15 protein-coding genes are annotated in these 15,749 nt (G+C 65.2%); 3 read left to right on the forward strand and 12 right to left on the reverse strand.

What is annotated here, in order from left to right; translation table 11 throughout:
- From EWH21_RS11560 to EWH21_RS11605, 10 genes are all read right to left on the reverse strand, one after another.
- On the reverse strand, positions 1-1,566 hold the full coding sequence (locus EWH21_RS11560) for a cytochrome ubiquinol oxidase subunit I (protein ID WP_150609409.1): 1,566 nt from the start codon (positions 1,564-1,566) through the stop codon (positions 1-3).
- Positions 1,563-1,781: a cytochrome oxidase putative small subunit CydP gene (gene cydP, locus EWH21_RS11565; protein WP_277700545.1), complete on the reverse strand. Its 219-nt coding sequence runs from the start codon at positions 1,779-1,781 to the stop codon at positions 1,563-1,565. The genes EWH21_RS11560 and cydP overlap by 4 nt, the downstream gene beginning before the upstream one ends.
- A gap of 174 nt (positions 1,782-1,955) precedes the next feature.
- Positions 1,956-2,336, reverse strand: coding sequence for a rhodanese-like domain-containing protein (locus tag EWH21_RS11570; protein WP_152488595.1), 381 nt, complete (start codon positions 2,334-2,336; stop codon positions 1,956-1,958).
- Positions 2,333-4,108: a sulfate permease gene (sulP, locus tag EWH21_RS11575; RefSeq protein WP_277700546.1), complete on the reverse strand. Its 1,776-nt coding sequence runs from the start codon at positions 4,106-4,108 to the stop codon at positions 2,333-2,335. The genes EWH21_RS11570 and sulP overlap by 4 nt, the downstream gene beginning before the upstream one ends.
- On the reverse strand, positions 4,105-5,844 hold the full coding sequence (locus tag EWH21_RS11580; protein WP_277700547.1) for a bifunctional protein tyrosine phosphatase family protein/NAD(P)/FAD-dependent oxidoreductase: 1,740 nt from the start codon (positions 5,842-5,844) through the stop codon (positions 4,105-4,107). The genes sulP and EWH21_RS11580 overlap by 4 nt, the downstream gene beginning before the upstream one ends.
- Before the next feature lie 10 nt (positions 5,845-5,854).
- Positions 5,855-6,718, reverse strand: a complete 864-nt coding sequence (locus tag EWH21_RS11585) for an MBL fold metallo-hydrolase (protein ID WP_277700548.1) — start codon at positions 6,716-6,718, stop codon at positions 5,855-5,857.
- A gap of 193 nt (positions 6,719-6,911) precedes the next feature.
- Positions 6,912-7,196: a metal-sensing transcriptional repressor gene (locus EWH21_RS11590; protein WP_037051846.1), complete on the reverse strand. Its 285-nt coding sequence runs from the start codon at positions 7,194-7,196 to the stop codon at positions 6,912-6,914.
- Positions 7,193-7,741 carry a DUF3365 domain-containing protein gene (locus tag EWH21_RS11595; protein WP_277700549.1) on the reverse strand — a complete coding sequence of 183 codons (549 nt, stop codon included), beginning with the start codon at positions 7,739-7,741 and terminating at the stop codon, positions 7,193-7,195. The genes EWH21_RS11590 and EWH21_RS11595 overlap by 4 nt, the downstream gene beginning before the upstream one ends.
- 104 nt (positions 7,742-7,845) lie before the next feature.
- Positions 7,846-8,256: a PA2817 family protein gene (locus EWH21_RS11600; RefSeq protein WP_134675946.1), complete on the reverse strand. Its 411-nt coding sequence runs from the start codon at positions 8,254-8,256 to the stop codon at positions 7,846-7,848.
- Positions 8,257-8,350: 94 nt separating this feature from the next.
- Complete coding sequence (locus EWH21_RS11605) at positions 8,351-10,798, reverse strand: acyl-CoA dehydrogenase (protein WP_277700550.1); 2,448 nt, start codon at positions 10,796-10,798, stop codon at positions 8,351-8,353.
- A gap of 137 nt (positions 10,799-10,935) precedes the next feature.
- Here EWH21_RS11605 and EWH21_RS11610 point away from each other — a divergent pair, with 137 nt between their 5' ends.
- The 3 genes from EWH21_RS11610 (at position 10,936) to EWH21_RS11620 (ending at position 13,602) form a co-directional block, all read left to right on the forward strand.
- Positions 10,936-11,598: a transglutaminase family protein gene (locus tag EWH21_RS11610; protein ID WP_277700551.1), complete on the forward strand. Its 663-nt coding sequence runs from the start codon at positions 10,936-10,938 to the stop codon at positions 11,596-11,598.
- Positions 11,599-11,878: 280 nt separating this feature from the next.
- Positions 11,879-12,811 (forward strand): ABC transporter ATP-binding protein, encoded by a 933-nt coding sequence (locus EWH21_RS11615; protein WP_037051855.1) that lies wholly within the window; start codon positions 11,879-11,881, stop codon positions 12,809-12,811.
- Entirely contained in the window at positions 12,808-13,602 is a 795-nt protein-coding gene (locus EWH21_RS11620; protein WP_037051856.1) for an ABC transporter permease, read from the forward strand. The genes EWH21_RS11615 and EWH21_RS11620 overlap by 4 nt, the downstream gene beginning before the upstream one ends.
- Before the next feature lie 79 nt (positions 13,603-13,681).
- Here EWH21_RS11620 and EWH21_RS11625 read toward each other — a convergent pair whose 3' ends face one another.
- A complete protein-coding gene (locus tag EWH21_RS11625) occupies positions 13,682-14,449 on the reverse strand; it encodes an SDR family oxidoreductase (RefSeq protein ID WP_277700552.1) in 768 nt (255 codons plus the stop codon).
- 16 nt (positions 14,450-14,465) lie between these two features.
- Positions 14,466-15,533 (reverse strand): phosphotransferase family protein, encoded by a 1,068-nt coding sequence (locus EWH21_RS11630; RefSeq protein WP_037051858.1) that lies wholly within the window; start codon positions 15,531-15,533, stop codon positions 14,466-14,468.
- Positions 15,534-15,749: the final 216 nt, after the last annotated feature.

The following is a 15,749-nucleotide window of genomic DNA, read 5'->3' on the forward strand; positions in this document are numbered from 1 at the left end:
TCAGGCGTGGGCCGGCTGCTGTTGCTCGAAGTGGTAGCGTCCGCTGTGCAGGCTGGAGGGGCCAAGGCGGGCGAACTTGATCATCAGGTACATCTCCACCACCAGCAGCAGGCTGTAGAAGGCGATCAGCGCCGTCAGCGAGCCCCAGATGTCGCCGGTCGACAGGCTGGAGGCGGACAGGTGGGTCGGCAGCACTTCGCCGATCGACCAGGGCTGGCGACCATGCTCGGCCACGTACCAGCCGGTCTGCGCGGCGATCCACGGCAGGGGCAGGCTCCACAGCGCCCATTTCAGCAGCCAGGGTTTGCTTTCCTCGTTCTTCTTCGCCGAGGCCCAGAAGGCGCAGGCGAACAGCGCCAGCATGAGGAAGCCGCAGGCGACCATGATGCGGAAGGTCCAGAACAGGCTGAACACGTTGGGGATGGTATCCAGCGCCGCCTGCCTGATCTGCGCTTCGCTGGCATCGACCACGTTCGGCGTGTACTTCTTCAGCAGCAGACCGTAGCCCAGGTCGTTCTTGACCTCGTTGAAGGCGGCGATGGTCTCTGCCGACTTGTCGCCGCCGCGCAGACGCTCCAGCAGCGCGTAGGCGCTCATGCCGGTACGGATGCGTGCCTCGTGCTCGATGAGCAGGTCCTTGATGCCCTTGACCTCTTCATCCAGCGAGCGGGTGGCGATCAGGCCCAGCACGTAGGGAATCTTCACCGCATAGTCGGTGCGCTGCTCCTGCTGGTTGGGCAGGCCGAACAGGGTGAAGCCGGCCGGTGCCGGGTGGGTGTCCCACTCGGCTTCGATGGCGGCCAGCTTGGTCTTCTGCACGTCACCGATCTCGTAGCCGGATTCGTCGCCCAGGACGATCACCGAGAGGATCGAGGCCAGGCCGAAGGCCGAAGCGATGGCGAAGGAGCGGCGGGCGAAGCCCTGGTCGCGCTTTTTCAGCAGGTAGTAGCTGGAGATCGCCAGGACGAAGATCGAACCGGTGACGTAGCCGGCCGCCACGGTGTGCACGAACTTGACCTGGGCCACCGGGTTGAACAGCAGGGCGCCGAAGTCGGTCAGCTCCATGCGCATGGTCTCGAAGTTGAACTCGGCGCCCACCGGGTTCTGCATCCAGCCGTTGGCGATCAGGATCCACAGCGCCGAGAGGTTCGAGCCCAGTGCCACCAGCCAGGTCACGGTCAGGTGCTGCAGCCTGGACAGGCGATCCCAGCCGAAGAAGAACAGGCCGATGAAGGTGGATTCGAGGAAGAAGGCCATCAGCCCTTCGATGGCCAGTGGCGCGCCGAAGATGTCACCGACGTAGTGGCTGTAGTAGGCCCAGTTGGTGCCGAACTGGAACTCCATGGTCAGTCCGGTGGTGACGCCCAGGGCGAAGTTGATGCCGAACAGCTTGCCCCAGAACTTGACCATGTCCTGATAGACCTGTTTGCCGGTCATCACGTAGACCGACTCCATGATCGCCAGCAGGAAGGCCAGGCCCAGGGTCAGGGGGACGAAGATGAAGTGATACATCGCTGTCATGGCGAACTGCAGGCGTGACAGGTCGACGACTGATTCCGAGATCATCTCGGTTTCTCCTCGGTGGGTATTGAAGAGGGGGTGGCAGCGGGGCCGAACAGGTGGGCCTCGACGCGTTGCTGGCCGTCGCCGGGGACGGTCGGCTCGTTGAACCAGATGGCCTTGATGCTCAGCAGCAGGGTCAGCTTGATCAGCAGGATCACGGCGATCTCGCGTACCAGCGGGATGCGCCATACGGAGGCGGAGGGTTGGCGTGTGGACATCCAGGAGCTCCTTGCCGGCAGCGGGCGGCCCTGAGCGGGCAACGCTCGCTGGCAGTGTGTGTCCTAATGTTACTGATTACCTGGGGGAGTATAGAAGTGCCGGGGATTGATGCAGGTCAGTAGAACCGCGATTAGCCTGCCGACGGTGACAGGCGTTCCCGGTCACGGGCCGTTTCAGTCGAATTCCGGCAGGCTGGGGGCGAGCACGTCGCGTCCGGCGGCCTGCCAGGCATCGATACCGCCTGCCAGGGAAAGCACCTGGCGGTAGCCCATTTCCCGCAGGGCGTCGGCGGCCAGCGCCGAGCGTCCGCTGTTCTTGCAGTAGAGCACCAGCCTGAGGTCGCGGTTGGCCAGTTGCGGGTCGTTGCTCAGCCTGAACTCCAGCAGCCCGCGAGGGATGTGGACGGCGCCGGGAATGTGCGCCGCGCTGAACTCGTCCGCCTCTCGCACGTCGATCAGCAGGTCGGCAGCCCGGATGGCCGCGTCAGCCTGCGGCAGATCGACTTCGTCGATGCGGCTCCTGGCAGCGGCCACCAGGTCATGTGCGCTTTTCATGAAACGTTCCTTTCGTCGCGTATGGGGGAGGGAGTATCGGCACGCTCCAGGGTCTCCCGGGTCAGCTGCGGCGCCAGGTGCTTGAGCGCCTGGAACTGGCTGATGAATACCTGGCCGGCGAAGCGTTCGAGGAAGTCGGAGCGGCGCAGCTGATCCATCACCGGTCCCTTGACCTCGGACAGGTGCAACTGCACGCCGGCCGCATGCAGGCGCTCGACGATGGCGTGCAGCGAGTCCAGGGCGCTGGCGTCGATCAGGTTGACGCCCGGACACATCAGCACCAGGTGACGCACCTGCGGGCGGCTGGCGATCAGCTCGCCGATACGGTCTTCCAGATAGCGGGCATTGGGGAAGTAGAGGCTCTCGTCGACACGCAGCGACAGCACGCTGGGTGACTCGACCACGGCGAAGCGCTCGACGTTGCGAAAGTGCTCGCTGCCCGGTACCTGGCCGACCACGGCCATGTGCGGCTGGCTGGTGCGCCAGAGAAACAGCAGCAGCGACAGGCCGACGCCGATGAGGATGCCGGCTTCGACACCGATCAGCAGCACGCCGAACAGGGTCGCGGCCTGCGCTGCGCCATCCTGGCGCGAGTAACGCCAGGTATGGCGCAGCGATCGCAGGTCCACCAGGCTGAGCACCGCGACGATGATGGTGGCTGCCAGCACCGCTTGCGGCAGGTTGTGCAGCAGGGGCGTCAGCAGCATCACGCTGACGCCGATGCCGATGGCGGTGAACACGCCGGCCATGGGGGTTTGCGCCCCGGCATCGTAATTGACCACCGAGCGAGCGAAGCCGCCGGTGACGGGAAAGCCGCCGCTGAAGGCTGCGGAAAGGTTCGCCGCTCCCAGGCCGAGCAACTCGTTGTCCGGCTGGATGCGCTGGCGGCGTTTCGCCGCCAGCGTCTGGCCGACGGAGACCGACTCGACGAAGCCCACCAGGCTGATCAGCAGCGCGGCCGGCAGCAGTTGCACGGCCAGCTCCAGGTTCAGCGTCGGCAGTGTCAGGCCGGGTAGGCCCTGGGGCACGCTGCCGACGACCTTGACCCCGGCCTGCTGCAGGTGCAGCAGGCTGACCGCGATGATCGCGACGACGATGGCCAGCACCGGCCCGGCCTTGGCCAGGTTGCCGGCCAGCTGCGCCGACAGCCCGAGGCGTTGCAGCGTCTGTTTGAGGTAGCCCCTGGCCCATCCCAGCCAGGCAAGGCTGAGCAGGCCGATGATCAGGGTGGGCCAGTGCGTCTGTGGCAGTGCCTGCAGCAGCTCTGGCAGCAGGTGCAGCAGGTTCTCGCCGGAGGCGGAGACGCCCAGCAGGTGCTTGAGCTGGCCGACGGCGATGAGGATGCCGGAGGCGCTGATGAAGCCGGAAACCACCGGATGACTGAGGAAGTTGGCGACGAAACCCAGGCGCAGCATGGCCATCGCGGCCAGCAGCAGGCCCGAGAGCAAGGCCAGCAGCATCGCGGCGCCGATGTATTCGGGGCTGCCGGCAGGGAACAGCGGTGCCAGGCTGGCGGCGGTCATCAGCGAAACCACGGCCACCGGGCCGACGGCCAGGGTGCGGCTGGTGCCGAACACGGCATAGGCCAGCAGCGGCAGGATACTGGCGTACAGACCGGTCACCGGCGGCAGGCCCGCGAGCATGGCGTAGGCCAGGCTCTGCGGGATCAGCATCAGCGTGACGATCACCGCGGCCAGTCCATCCTGCGAGGCGCTGGCGCGGTTGTACGCCCGCCCCCATTGCAGACAGGGCAGCCAGTGGCTCAGCTTCATTTCTGCTCCTTGTCGAAGTCACACGCTGCGGGTGCCTCCACCGCCAGGGGCTGATGCGGCAGGTGCCTGGGCTCGGCCAGCCACTCGCGGCCCCGGAGCATCAGGTCGAAGTAGATGCCAGGCATCATCTTCACCTTCAGGTCCCAGGCCAGGCGGCGCGGCACGGTCGGGTCCAGGGGGAAGGTCGGCAGCAGCTTGCCGCCATAGCCGAATTCGGCCAGCACCACCTTGCCGCGCTCCACCGTCAGCGGGCAGGAGCCGTAGCCGTCATAGATCGCCTGTGGGCCTCGGCCAGCGAGCAGCGCCAGCACGTTCTCGGCGACGACCGGGGCCTGCTTGCGCACGGCGGCTGCGGTTTTCGCATTGGGCGCCGCGCAGACGTCGCCCAGACTGAAGACGTTGCCGAAGCGCGGGTGGCGCAGGGTTTCGTGATCGGCCTCGAGCCAGCCATCGGCACCCGCCAGCGGGCTCTGGCGGATGAACTCGGGGGCGCGCTGGGGTGGGACGGCATGCAGGAAGTCGAAGGTCTTCTCGATTGTCCGGCTTTCGCCATTGGCATCGGTCTGCCGGAACCACGCCCGTCTGGCGGGGCCATCGACGGCAATCAGATCGGTATTGAAGTTGAGCTGTGCGTCATAGCGCTCGACGTACTGCATCAGCGGCGGAACGAAGGCCGCGACGCCGAACAGCACCGCGCCTGCCGAGCAGAACTCGACGTCGATCTGCGCCAGCACCGCCTGCTTGAGCCACCAGTCGCACGACAGGTACATGGCCTTCTGCGGCGCTCCCGCGCATTTGATCGGCATGGCCGGCTGGGTGAACAGGGCGCGGCCCTCGCGCAGGTTCTGTACCTGTTGCCAGGTATAGGGCGCCAGTTCGAACTGGTAGTTGGAGGTCACGCCGTTCTTGCCCAGCGTCTCCCTGAGACCTTCGATGCCATCCCAGTGCAGGCTGAGGCCGGGGCACACGACCAGGGCGCGATAGCTGATCCGGTTGCCGTCCTCCAGCACCACCCGTTGCTGCTCCGGCTCGAAGCCGGCCACCGCCGCGTGGATCCAGTGCGCGCCATGGGGAATGCAGCGCGCCATCGGGCGCTCGGTGCGGGCACGATCGAACACGCCGGCGCCGACCAGGGTCCAGCCCGGCTGGTAGTAGTGCTGCTCACGCGGTTCGATCACCGCGATGCGCAGCTCGGGGTTGCGCTTGAACAGGCTGGCAGTCACCGCACAGCCCGCCGCGCCGCCTCCGACCACGACCACGTCGTAGCGCTGGGTGGGCGTGCTGGCGGACTGCGCCTGGGGCAGCGGCGCCTGCTGCCAGCGCTGCTGCAGGCGTGGCGCCAGCCCACTGAGGTCGTAACCGTGCTCGCCTGCGGTGCTGAGCAGCACCTGCGGGTCGAGGTGGTGGGCCTCGCTCAGCGCCCACAGGCTGGTCGAGCGAGTGCCGCTTCGGCAGAACGCCAGCAGCGGGCCACGCGCCTGTGTCAGCAGGGCATTGAAGGCGCTGACGTCGTCATCGCCGATCTGTCCGGAAACCACGGGCAGGTGGTAGTACTCCAGGCCATTGGCCTGGGCGGCGGCCGCCAGTTCGGCGGAGCCGGGCTGGCCCTGCTCTTCGCCGTCGGGGCGATTGTTGATGACGCTGCGAAAACCGGCAGCGGCGAGCATGCCCATGTCCGCCGGCTGCAACTGGGCTGCCACGGCGATGAACGGGGTCAGGCGCTTGAGCGATTCCATGGTGATGACCTCAGAGCACGTCGAGCGGGATCTTCAGGTAGCGGGTGCCGTTGCCTTCGGCCGGCGGCAGCTGACCGGCGCGCATGTTGACCTGTACCGAGGGCAGGATCAGGTTGGGCATGCCCAGGGTGGCGTCGCGCTCGCGCCGCATGGCGACGAAATCGGCCTCGGCGATGCCCTGATGAACGTGCACGTTGTGCGCGCGCTGTTCGGCGACCGTGGTCTGGTTGCGGAAATCGTCGCGGCCCGGTGCCTTGTAGTCGTGGCACATGAACAGGCGGGTGTCGTCGGGCAGGGCGAAGAGCTTCTGGATCGACTGGAACAGCACATGGGCATCGCCGCCGGGGAAGTCGCAGCGCGCGGTGCCGTAGTCCGGCATGAACAGCGTGTCGCCGACGAAGCCGGCGTCGCCGATCAGGTAAGTCATACAGGCCGGGGTATGGCCAGGGGTGTGCAGGGCCCGGCCACGCAGCTCACCGATGCGGAACTCGTCACCATCGCGAAGCAGGCGGTCGAACTGGCTGCCGTCGGTGGCGAACTCGCTGCCGGCGTTGAACAGCTTGCCGAAGGTGTTCTGCACCACCCTGATGTTCTCACCGATGGCCAACTGGCCGCCCAGTTCGCGCTTGAGGAAGGGCGCGGCGGAGAGGTGATCGGCGTGCACGTGGGTTTCCAGCAGCCACTCGACGTGCAGGCCGCGTGCCCTGACGAAGGCGACGATGCGCTCGGCGCTGGCGTGCGAGGTGCGCCCGGAGGCGGCATCGTAGTCCAGCACCGAGTCGATGATCGCGCAATGCTGCGAGGCTGGGTCAATGACCACATAGCTGTAGGTGTAGGTGGCAGGATCGAAGAATTCGACGACATCGGGCTGCATGACCAGGCTCCTTCTTATACCCGTGGGAGTATGTAATTAAGAAAGAGCTTAACTGTGTTTTGGTTCTATGCATAGATTGATATGGAATAAGCGGGGGTGGCCTTGTTCAGGACGGCCATAACCGTCCTGCAAGTCGTTGAATGACTTGGCTTTGCCAGATCCGGCGGACTCGAACGCACGCCGGAGAGGGGGATCAGGTGTACTTGGTGAAGATTTCGCGTACGCGCTGCAGTGACGCTTCGGTGTCCTGCTCCGGGTCGAGCATGGCTTCTTCGATGAGGCAGGTGAGCATCAGCCGATAGGACTTGTCCAGCGCACTGCGCGCCGCCGAGAACTGCTGGGCGATGGCGGCGCAATCCTCGCCGCGCCTGATCATCGCCTGGATGCCGCGTATCTGGCCCTCGACCCGGGCCAGGCGTTTGAGCATCGCTTGTTGCTGCTCGAGCATGCGTGCGTGCAGGTCGGTAGGTTCGGTCATGGCGTGTCCTGTGCGATGGGGCGACTCAGGGTGAAGGCGCCGCGCAGTTCGCCAAGCTGGTAGCCGCGGGCCTGATCATGCGGATAGTACTGGTCAATCGCATTCTCTACCTCTGTCCTGATCGTCGCACCGTGGCACGCCAGGCAAGGCTCGCCGACGGCGATGGCCTGCATGTAGCGGTACTGCCCGTCGACTTCCTCGGCATGGCGCAGCTGCGCGACGGGCGTGCCGCTGGCGGCTGCGGCGGCAAAATCGTGCAGTACGCGGCGCTCCCAGGCATCGGGGGCGTTGTCCGGGTTGCGTACCTTCAGTGACGTGCGGCCGATCTGCCAGGCCTGCCGGCTGTGTTCGCTGGCGATCTGCGGCGCCAGTGCGTGGCAGGCCTGGACCGCTGCACCCGGCCCGCCATCGGCGATGGCCTGGCGCACGGTGCCGAGCAGCTGTTCGGCGAACGCGGGTATTTGCTTGGCTGCGTCGTCTTGCCAGGGCGTGGCGGCATACAGGGTGTCGCTGGTAAGCAGGGCGGCGAGCAGCAGGGTGCGCATGATCGATCCTCATAAATACTGGTGGGGGTATTTATGCACGAAACCTGCGCGCTGTCATCGCCACGACCTGCGACATGACGACTCGTGGTGCATTCAGGTGCGGATCAGTGCCGGGCGCCGTCGGTGGGCAGCGTCAGCAGTTGCTTTTCCTGGTGCCAGTCGAACGGCTCGCCGTTCTCTTCGGCGGCGAAGCGGCGTTCATCGAGCGTCTGGTACAGGGCAATTTCCTCGTCCGGCATGAAGTGCAGGCAATCACCGCCGAAGAACCACAGCAGGTCGCGCGGCACCAGATGGGCGATCTGCGGGTAGCGGTTGAACACCTGGCTGATCAGGTCCTGGCCCAGGTACTGGCTGGAGACCGGATCACGCGGCAGTTCGGCGAGCAGTTCGTCGTAACGTTCGAGGAACAGGGCGTGGCTGTCGTCGAGCACCTGTTCGGCTTCGCCCAGGGCGACGAGGATGCCGCGCAGGTGGTTGAGCAGGGCGAGGTGGTGTTCGAGATGGCTGGCCATGATGCGATTTCCTGAAGGGTAAAACGGGCGCAGGAGTATAGAGTTCCTGGCGCCCGCTGTCCCGTCCGGGTGATTGCCGGCCTGGTGCCGGCTGCTGTCAGCGCACCTTGCCGCGACCGAGCTTGAGCTCTTCCTTGGCGAAGTCGTCGACGTCGATCACGCGGCGCCGCGCCGCTTCGGCATCCTGCAGGCGCTGGCCTTGCTCGCCGTCGAGAATGCCGGCGGCAATCGCCGCTTCGATGGCGTCCTGGCCGGGGGCCGGTTGCAGGCTGCCATCCTTGAGTGCCTGGTGCAGGCGCTTGCGGGCGTCGTGGCTGGCGTGCACCAGGTTCAGCGCATGCTGCAGGGCGCCGACCGAATCCTGGTCGGCCTGCGGGCGGTAGCAGCCTTCCAGTACCGACTCCAGGGCCGGGTCGCCGGCCTGGCGGCCAATGATCGCGGCGACTTCGGCATCCAGTTCGTCGCTCGGGCCCTGATGGCGGCGGCCCAGCGGGAACACCAGCACCTTGAGCAGGCAGCCGAACAGGCGGTTGGGGAAGTTGCCCAGCAACTCATCGAGGGCCTGCTCGGCGTGGTACAGGTTTTCCTCCATGGCCCAGCGCAGCAGCGGCCGCAGGGCCTCCGGGTAGTCCAGGTCGTGATAGCGCTTGAGCGCCGCCGAGCCCAGATACAGGTGGCTGAGCACATCGCCGAGGCGTGCGGAGAGGCGCTCGCGGCGCTTCAGGTCGCCGCCGAGCAGCATCATGCTGCTGTCGGCACACAGGGCGAACGCAGCCGCCAGGCGGTTGAGCGCACGGTAGTAGGGCTGGCTGATGTCGTCGCCGGGAACCTGGCCCAGGCGGTTGAGGGTCAGGCCCAGGAGCAAGCTGCTGGCGGCGTTGCCCACGGCGAAGCCGATATGGCTCATCAGCAGCGTGTCGAATTCGGCCAGCGCCTGGTCCTTGTCCTCGCGGTCTGCCAGGGCCATTTCCTTGAGCACATAGGGATGGCAGCGGATGGCGCCCTGGCCGAAGATCATCAGGTTGCGCGAGAGGATGTTGGCGCCCTCGACGGTGATGAAGATCGGCGCGCCCTGCCAGGAGCGGGCCAGGTAGTTGTTCGGGCCCATGATGATGCCCTTGCCGCCGTGCACGTCCATGGCGTGGCCGATGCACTCGCGGCCGCGCTCGGTGAGGTGGTACTTGAGAATCGCCGACAGTACCGACGGTTTCTCGCCCAGGTCGACGGCATTGGCGGTGAGGATGCGCGCGCTGTCCATCAGCCAGGCGTTGCCGCCGATGCGCGCGAGGGCCTCCTGAATGCCTTCGAAGGCGGCCAGCGGCACGTTGAACTGCTCGCGCAGCTGGGCGTACTGGCCAGTGGTCAGGCTGGTGAACTTGGCGGCGCCGGTGCCGACGGCCGGCAGCGAGATGGAGCGCCCGACCGACAGGCAGTTCATCAGCATCATCCAGCCCTTGCCGAGGTACTCCTGGCCACCGATCAGGTAGTCCAGCGGAATGAACACGTCCTTGCCGCTGTTGGGCCCGTTCATGAAGGCGGCGCCCAGCGGCAGGTGGCGGCGACCGATTTCCACGCCGGGGGTGTCGGTGGGCACCAGGGCCAGGCTGATGCCGAGGTCTTCCTGATCGCCCAGCAGGTGCTCGGGGTCATAGGCCTTGAACGCCAGGCCGAGCAGGGTGGCGACCGGGCCCAGGGTGATGTAGCGCTTCTCCCAATTCAGGCGCAGGCCGATGACTTCCTCGCCATTCCACTGGCCCTTGCAGATGATCCCGGTGTCGGGCATCGCGCCGGCATCGGAGCCGGCCAGCGGACCGGTGAGGGCGAAGCAGGGGATGTCCTCGCCGCTGGCCAGGCGCGGCAGGTAGTGCTGGCGCTGCGCGTCGGTGCCGTAGTGCAGCAGCAGCTCGGCGGGGCCGAGCGAGTTGGGCACCATCACGGTGGAGGCCAGGTCACCGCTGCGGGTGGCCAGTTTCATCGCCACCTGCGAGTGGGCGTAGGCGGAGAAGCCCTTGCCGCCGTACTCCTTGGGGATGATCAGGGCGAAGAAACCGTGCTGTCTGATGTGCTGCCAGGCTTTCTCCGGCAGGTCCAGCTGCTGGCCGACCTGCCAGTCGCTGATCATGCCGCAGAGTTCCTCGGTGGGGCCGTCGATGAAGGCCTGCTCTTCCTCGCTCAGCGTGGCCTTGGGGTAGGCCAGCAGCTTGTCCCAGTTCGGTCTGCCGCTGAACAGCTCGCCATCCCACCAGACGGTGCCGGCTTCGATGGCGTCGCGCTCGGTGCTCGACATGGGCGGCAGCACGCGCTGGAACCAGGCGAACAGCGGGCTGGTGAACAGCTGCCGGCGGAGGTCGCCGAGCAGGATGAAGGCGGCGACCGCGCCGGTGACGATCCACAGCAGCAGCTGCAGCCAGCCGGGTACCGGGCTGAACAGAGCCATGGCCAGCAGGTAGGCGGCGGTGATGCCCAGCGCGGGCAGGGCGGCGGTACGGCTATGGGCCAGATAGACGACCCCGAGTAGCAGAACCAGCAACCAGATGACGAGCATTTGCATTCCTCCATGATTCGAGCGGGCGACGCCCCGAGCATAGCCACAAATGGCGGCAAGGGCGGTGAGCTTGGCCGGATCGTCGTTAAGTTGGCGCAATCGGCAGGCTTACACTGAAACGAACTTCAGGAGCCCCCATGCAGACCTACCTACGTCCCGGCCGCTTCATTGACAGTGACCACCCGAGGGTAATCGAGTTCGCCGAACGTTACCGTGGTGCGTCACGAGAACCGCGCAGTCAGGTTGTCGCACTCTATCTCGCCGTGCGTGACGAGATTCGCTACAACCCCTATGCCTTCAGCCTCGATGCGCAGACGCTGAAGGCCAGCCATGCGCTGCTGGCGGGGGAGTCCTATTGCGTGCCGAAGGCCATCCTGCTCGCGGCCTGCGCCCGGCACTGCGGCATTCCAGCGCGCATCGGCCTGGCCGACGTGCGCAATCACCTGTCCACCCCGCGTCTGCTGGAGCTGTTGCGCAGCGAGGTGTTCGCCATGCATGGCTATACCGAGCTGTACCTCGATGGTCGCTGGGTCAAGGCCACGCCTGCGTTCAACGAGGCGCTGTGCCGGGTGTTCAAGGTGGCGCCGCTGGCGTTCGACGGTACCTGTGACAGCGTCTTCCACCCCTACAACGAGCAGGGCGAGCGCTACATGGAATACCTGCAGGACCACGGCCAGTTCGAGGACCTGCCCGAGCAGCTGTTCTTCGGCCATCTGCGCCACTGCTACCCGCATCTGTTCGAGCCGGGCGCGCAGCGACCCAGCGGCGACATGCAGCGCGAGGCGGGTGTTATCGACTGAGTCGATAGTCAAGATCGTCACGACGGCCTTTTCTCCGCACGCCAGGGTCGGTAGGGTGCATGCCTGCGAAGAGCGGAAACACCTGGTTGCAATCACGCCTCTTCGCCCTCATCAACAAGGCATCTCTGAAAACGCTTTGCTGGCCCGGCTGATCTGCAGCGCGGCTGCGAGCGCTTTTCGCCTGTTCTCGCAGGGCCGCCGTCGGTATCGTGCTGACTGCTTCGCCCATGTTTTCAGAGCTGCCTTCAACGACCTCACTCGCGCGGGAAACCCCATCTTCATGAGCTCCGCCCTGACCATTCGCCAGTTGACCAAGACCTACGGAAACGGCTTCCAGGCCCTGCACGGCATCGATCTGGACGTCGCCGAGGGAGACTTCTTCGCCTTGCTCGGACCCAACGGCGCCGGCAAGTCCACCACCATCGGCATTCTCTCCACTCTGGTGAACAAGAGCAGCGGTACGGTCAATGTGTTCGGCCACGACCTCGACCGCGAGCCCTATGCGCTCAAGCGCTGTCTGGGCGTGGTGCCGCAGGAATTCAACTTCAACCAGTTCGAGAAGGTGTTCGACATCGTCGTCACCCAGGCCGGCTACTACGGGATTCCGCGCTCCATCGCCAAGGAGCGTGCCGAGCAGTACCTGACCCAGCTCGGCTTGTGGGAGAAGCGTGATGTCGCCTCGCGCGAGCTGTCCGGTGGCATGAAACGGCGCCTGATGATCGCCCGCGCGCTGGTGCATCAGCCGCGCCTGCTGATTCTCGACGAGCCCACCGCCGGGGTGGACATCGAGTTGCGTCGCTCGATGTGGAGCTTCCTCACCGACCTGAACAAGCAGGGCATCACCATCATCCTCACCACTCACTATCTGGAGGAGGCCGAGCAGCTGTGCCGCAACATCGGCATCATCGACCATGGCCGCATCGTCGAGCTGAGCAGCATGAAGGACCTGCTGAAGAAGCTGCACGTCGAGACCTTCCTGCTCGACCTGCAGGACTCCTACCGCGAGGCGCCTGACCTGGTCGGCTACCCGGCGCGCCTGCTCGACCACCACACCCTGGAGGTGCAGGTGGAGAAGAGCCAGGGCCTCAATGCCCTGTTCCAGCAACTGGCGCAGCAGCAGGTGCAGGTGCTCAGCCTGCGCAACAAGACCAATCGCCTGGAGGAGCTGTTCGTCTCCCTGGTGGAAAAGAACCTGGCCAAGGTGGCGCAATGAATACCCAGTACCTCAACAGCGAATTCGCCGCCAACCTGGTGGCTCTGCGTACCATCGTCCACCGTGAGGTGCGGCGCTTCCTGCGCATCTGGCCGCAGACCCTGCTGCCGCCGGCGATCACCATGGTTCTGTACTTCGTCATCTTCGGCAATCTGATCGGCCGGCAGATCGGCGACATGGGCGGTTTCACCTACATGGAGTACATCGTCCCGGGGCTGATCATGATGTCGGTGATCACCAACAGCTACGGCAACGTGGTGTCGAGCTTCTTCGGCAGCAAGTTCCAGCGCAACGTCGAGGAGCTGCTGGTGTCGCCGGTATCGCCGCACACCATCCTCATCGGCTTCGTCGTCGGGGGCGTGCTGCGCGGGCTGGCGGTGGGCGTGATCGTCACCATGCTGTCGCTGTTCTTCACCCACCTGCAGGTGCATCACCTCGGCGTGACCGTGCTGGTGGTGCTGCTGACGGCGACCATCTTCTCCCTCGGTGGCTTCGTCAATGCGGTGTACGCACGCAACTTCGACGACATCTCGATCATTCCGACCTTCGTGCTGACGCCGCTGACCTATCTGGGCGGGGTGTTCTATTCCATCACCCTGTTGCCGCCGTTCTGGCAGGCGGTCTCGCTGGGCAACCCGATCCTGCACATGGTCAACGCCTTCCGCTACGGCATCCTCGGGGTGTCGGACATCCGCATCGGCGTGGCCATCGGCTTCATGTTGCTGGCCACCGCAGCGCTCTACACGCTGTGCATCCGCCTGCTGGTCAGTGGTCGCGGGATGCGTCAGTGAAACCGGTCCGTGTGTGTGGCTGGTCGTCCTGAAACGAAAAAGGCACCCATCGGGTGCCTTTTTCATTCTGGCCGGGGCCTCAGGAGAGGAAGCCACCGTCCACGTTGAGGGCCACACCGGTGGTGTAGCTGGAGGCTTCGCTGGCCAGGTACAGCACGGCGCCGGCCATCTCGCTCGGGTCGGCCACACGCTTGAGCGGGATGCGCTGCAGGGCGTGCTTGAGGATGGCGTCGTTCTTGGTCAGCGCCGAGGCGAACTTGGTGTCGGTCAGGCCCGGCAGCAGCGCGTTGCAGCGAATGCCGAACTGCGCGCACTCCTTGGCGAACACCTTGGTCATGCTGATCACCGCGGCCTTGGTCACCGAGTAGATGCCCTGGAACTCGCCTGGGGAGACGCCGTTGATCGAGGCGACGTTGATGATGCTGCCACCCCCGTTTTCCTTCATCAGCTTGCCGCCTTCGATGGACATGAAGTAGTAGCCACGGATGTTCACGTCCACGGTCTTCTGGAAGGCACCCAGGTCGGTGTCCAGCACATTGCAGAACTGCGGGTTGGTGGCGGCGTTGTTGACCAGGATGTCGAGGCGACCGAACTGCTCCTTGATCTGCGCGAAGACGCTGGCGATCTGCTCCATCTCGCCGATGTGGCAGGCGATCGCGGTGGCCTTGCCACCTTCCGCGACGATGGCGTCGGCCACGGCCTGGCAGCCTTCGATCTTGCGGCTGGAGACGATCACGTGGGCACCTTGCTGGGCCAGCAGCTTGGCGATGGCCTCGCCGATGCCACGGCTGGCGCCGGAGACGAAGGCGATCTTGCCGTCGAGATCGAACAGTTGGGTCTTGGACATGGTGGTTACCCCGGGGTTAGAGAGTGGATTTGCCGATGACCTGCAGGCACATCTGTTCCAGCAGCTTGTTCATGTGGATGAACTGGGCGAAGCGCTTGTCCTGGGTCTGGCCGTGATAGAAGCGGTAGTAGATCTGCTGCACGATGCCGGCCAGGCGGAACAGGCCGTAGGTGTAGTAGAAATCGAAGCTGTTGATCTCGATGCCGGCCTGCTCGGCGTAGTAGTCGACGAACTGCTGGCGGGTGAGCATGCCGGGGGCGTTGCTCGGCTGGCGGCGCATCAGCTGCACCGGCGCCGGGTCGCCGGCTTCGATCCAGTAGGCCAGGGTGTTGCCCAGGTCCATCAGCGGGTCGCCGATGGTGGTCATTTCCCAGTCGAGCACGCCGATGATCTGCATCGGGTTGTTCGGATCGAGGATGACGTTGTCGAAGCGGTAGTCGTTGTGCACGATGCCCGGCTTGTGATGGTCGGCCGGCATCTTGTCGTTCAGCCAGGCCTTGACCGGTTCCCAGGTCGGCGCATCCGGGGTCAGGGCTTTCTCGTAGCGATCGCTCCAGCCCTTGATCTGACGCTCGACGTAACCCTCGGGCTTGCCCAGGTCACCCAGGCCGCAGGCGTTGTAATCGACGTTGTGCAGCTCCACCAGCTTGTCGATGAAGCTCTTGCACAGGGCACTGGTCTGCTCCGGGGTGAAGTTCAGCTCGGCCGGCATCTCGGAGCGTAGGATGATGCCCTTGACGCGCTCCATGACGTAGAACTCGGCGCCGATCACCGCGTCGTCGGTGCAGTGCACGTAGGCTTTGGGGCAGTAGGGGAAACCTGCGTTGAGCTGGTTGAGGATGCGGTACTCGCGGCCCATGTCGTGCGCCGACTTGGCCTTGTGGCCGAACGGCGGACGGCGCAGGACGAACTCCTGCTGCGGGTACTCGATCAGGTAGGTCAGGTTGGAAGCGCCGCCAGGGAACTGGCTGATCCTGGCTTCGCCGCTCAGGCCGGGAATGTTGGCCTTGAGGTAGGCGTCGATGACGCTGGCGTCGAGCTCTTCGCCTGAGCGGATACGGGTGGACTGGTCAGTGAGCGCCATGCTTATCCCTTCTACTTATGATGGGTGCCCTAGATAATTGGCTAATCTAATGCTGCACTCAGGCTGTCACAAGCAATACGCGCCGTTATAGGCGGGCGTGTTGCACCACGATCAAACTGCCTGATCAGTCATCTTCGCGCTGAGCCGTTCGCCAGTGCACCGGTGTGGAAAAAATTCAAGGAGAACGCTTTTGACGTCGCCTGGAGGCAGTCTGCA

Origin of the sequence: Pseudomonas sp. REST10 (genome assembly GCF_029542605.1) — a bacterium.
Lineage (GTDB): Bacteria > Pseudomonadota > Gammaproteobacteria > Pseudomonadales > Pseudomonadaceae > Aquipseudomonas > Aquipseudomonas khazarica.

Coding starts and splice junctions, on each gene's coding strand:
- EWH21_RS11560 (WP_150609409.1), bottom strand. CDS start 1,566: ATGATCTCGGAATCAGTCGTCGACCTGTCACGCCTGCAGTTCGCCATG.
- cydP (WP_277700545.1), bottom strand. CDS start 1,781: ATGTCCACACGCCAACCCTCCGCCTCCGTATGGCGCATCCCGCTGGTA.
- EWH21_RS11570 (WP_152488595.1), bottom strand. CDS start 2,336: ATGAAAAGCGCACATGACCTGGTGGCCGCTGCCAGGAGCCGCATCGAC.
- sulP (WP_277700546.1), bottom strand. CDS start 4,108: ATGAAGCTGAGCCACTGGCTGCCCTGTCTGCAATGGGGGCGGGCGTAC.
- EWH21_RS11580 (WP_277700547.1), bottom strand. CDS start 5,844: ATGGAATCGCTCAAGCGCCTGACCCCGTTCATCGCCGTGGCAGCCCAG.
- EWH21_RS11585 (WP_277700548.1), bottom strand. CDS start 6,718: ATGCAGCCCGATGTCGTCGAATTCTTCGATCCTGCCACCTACACCTAC.
- EWH21_RS11590 (WP_037051846.1), bottom strand. CDS start 7,196: ATGACCGAACCTACCGACCTGCACGCACGCATGCTCGAGCAGCAACAA.
- EWH21_RS11595 (WP_277700549.1), bottom strand. CDS start 7,741: ATGCGCACCCTGCTGCTCGCCGCCCTGCTTACCAGCGACACCCTGTAT.
- EWH21_RS11605 (WP_277700550.1), bottom strand. CDS start 10,798: ATGCTCGTCATCTGGTTGCTGGTTCTGCTACTCGGGGTCGTCTATCTG.
- EWH21_RS11610 (WP_277700551.1), top strand. CDS start 10,936: ATGCAGACCTACCTACGTCCCGGCCGCTTCATTGACAGTGACCACCCG.
- EWH21_RS11615 (WP_037051855.1), top strand. CDS start 11,879: ATGAGCTCCGCCCTGACCATTCGCCAGTTGACCAAGACCTACGGAAAC.
- EWH21_RS11620 (WP_037051856.1), top strand. CDS start 12,808: ATGAATACCCAGTACCTCAACAGCGAATTCGCCGCCAACCTGGTGGCT.
- EWH21_RS11625 (WP_277700552.1), bottom strand. CDS start 14,449: ATGTCCAAGACCCAACTGTTCGATCTCGACGGCAAGATCGCCTTCGTC.
- EWH21_RS11630 (WP_037051858.1), bottom strand. CDS start 15,533: ATGGCGCTCACTGACCAGTCCACCCGTATCCGCTCAGGCGAAGAGCTC.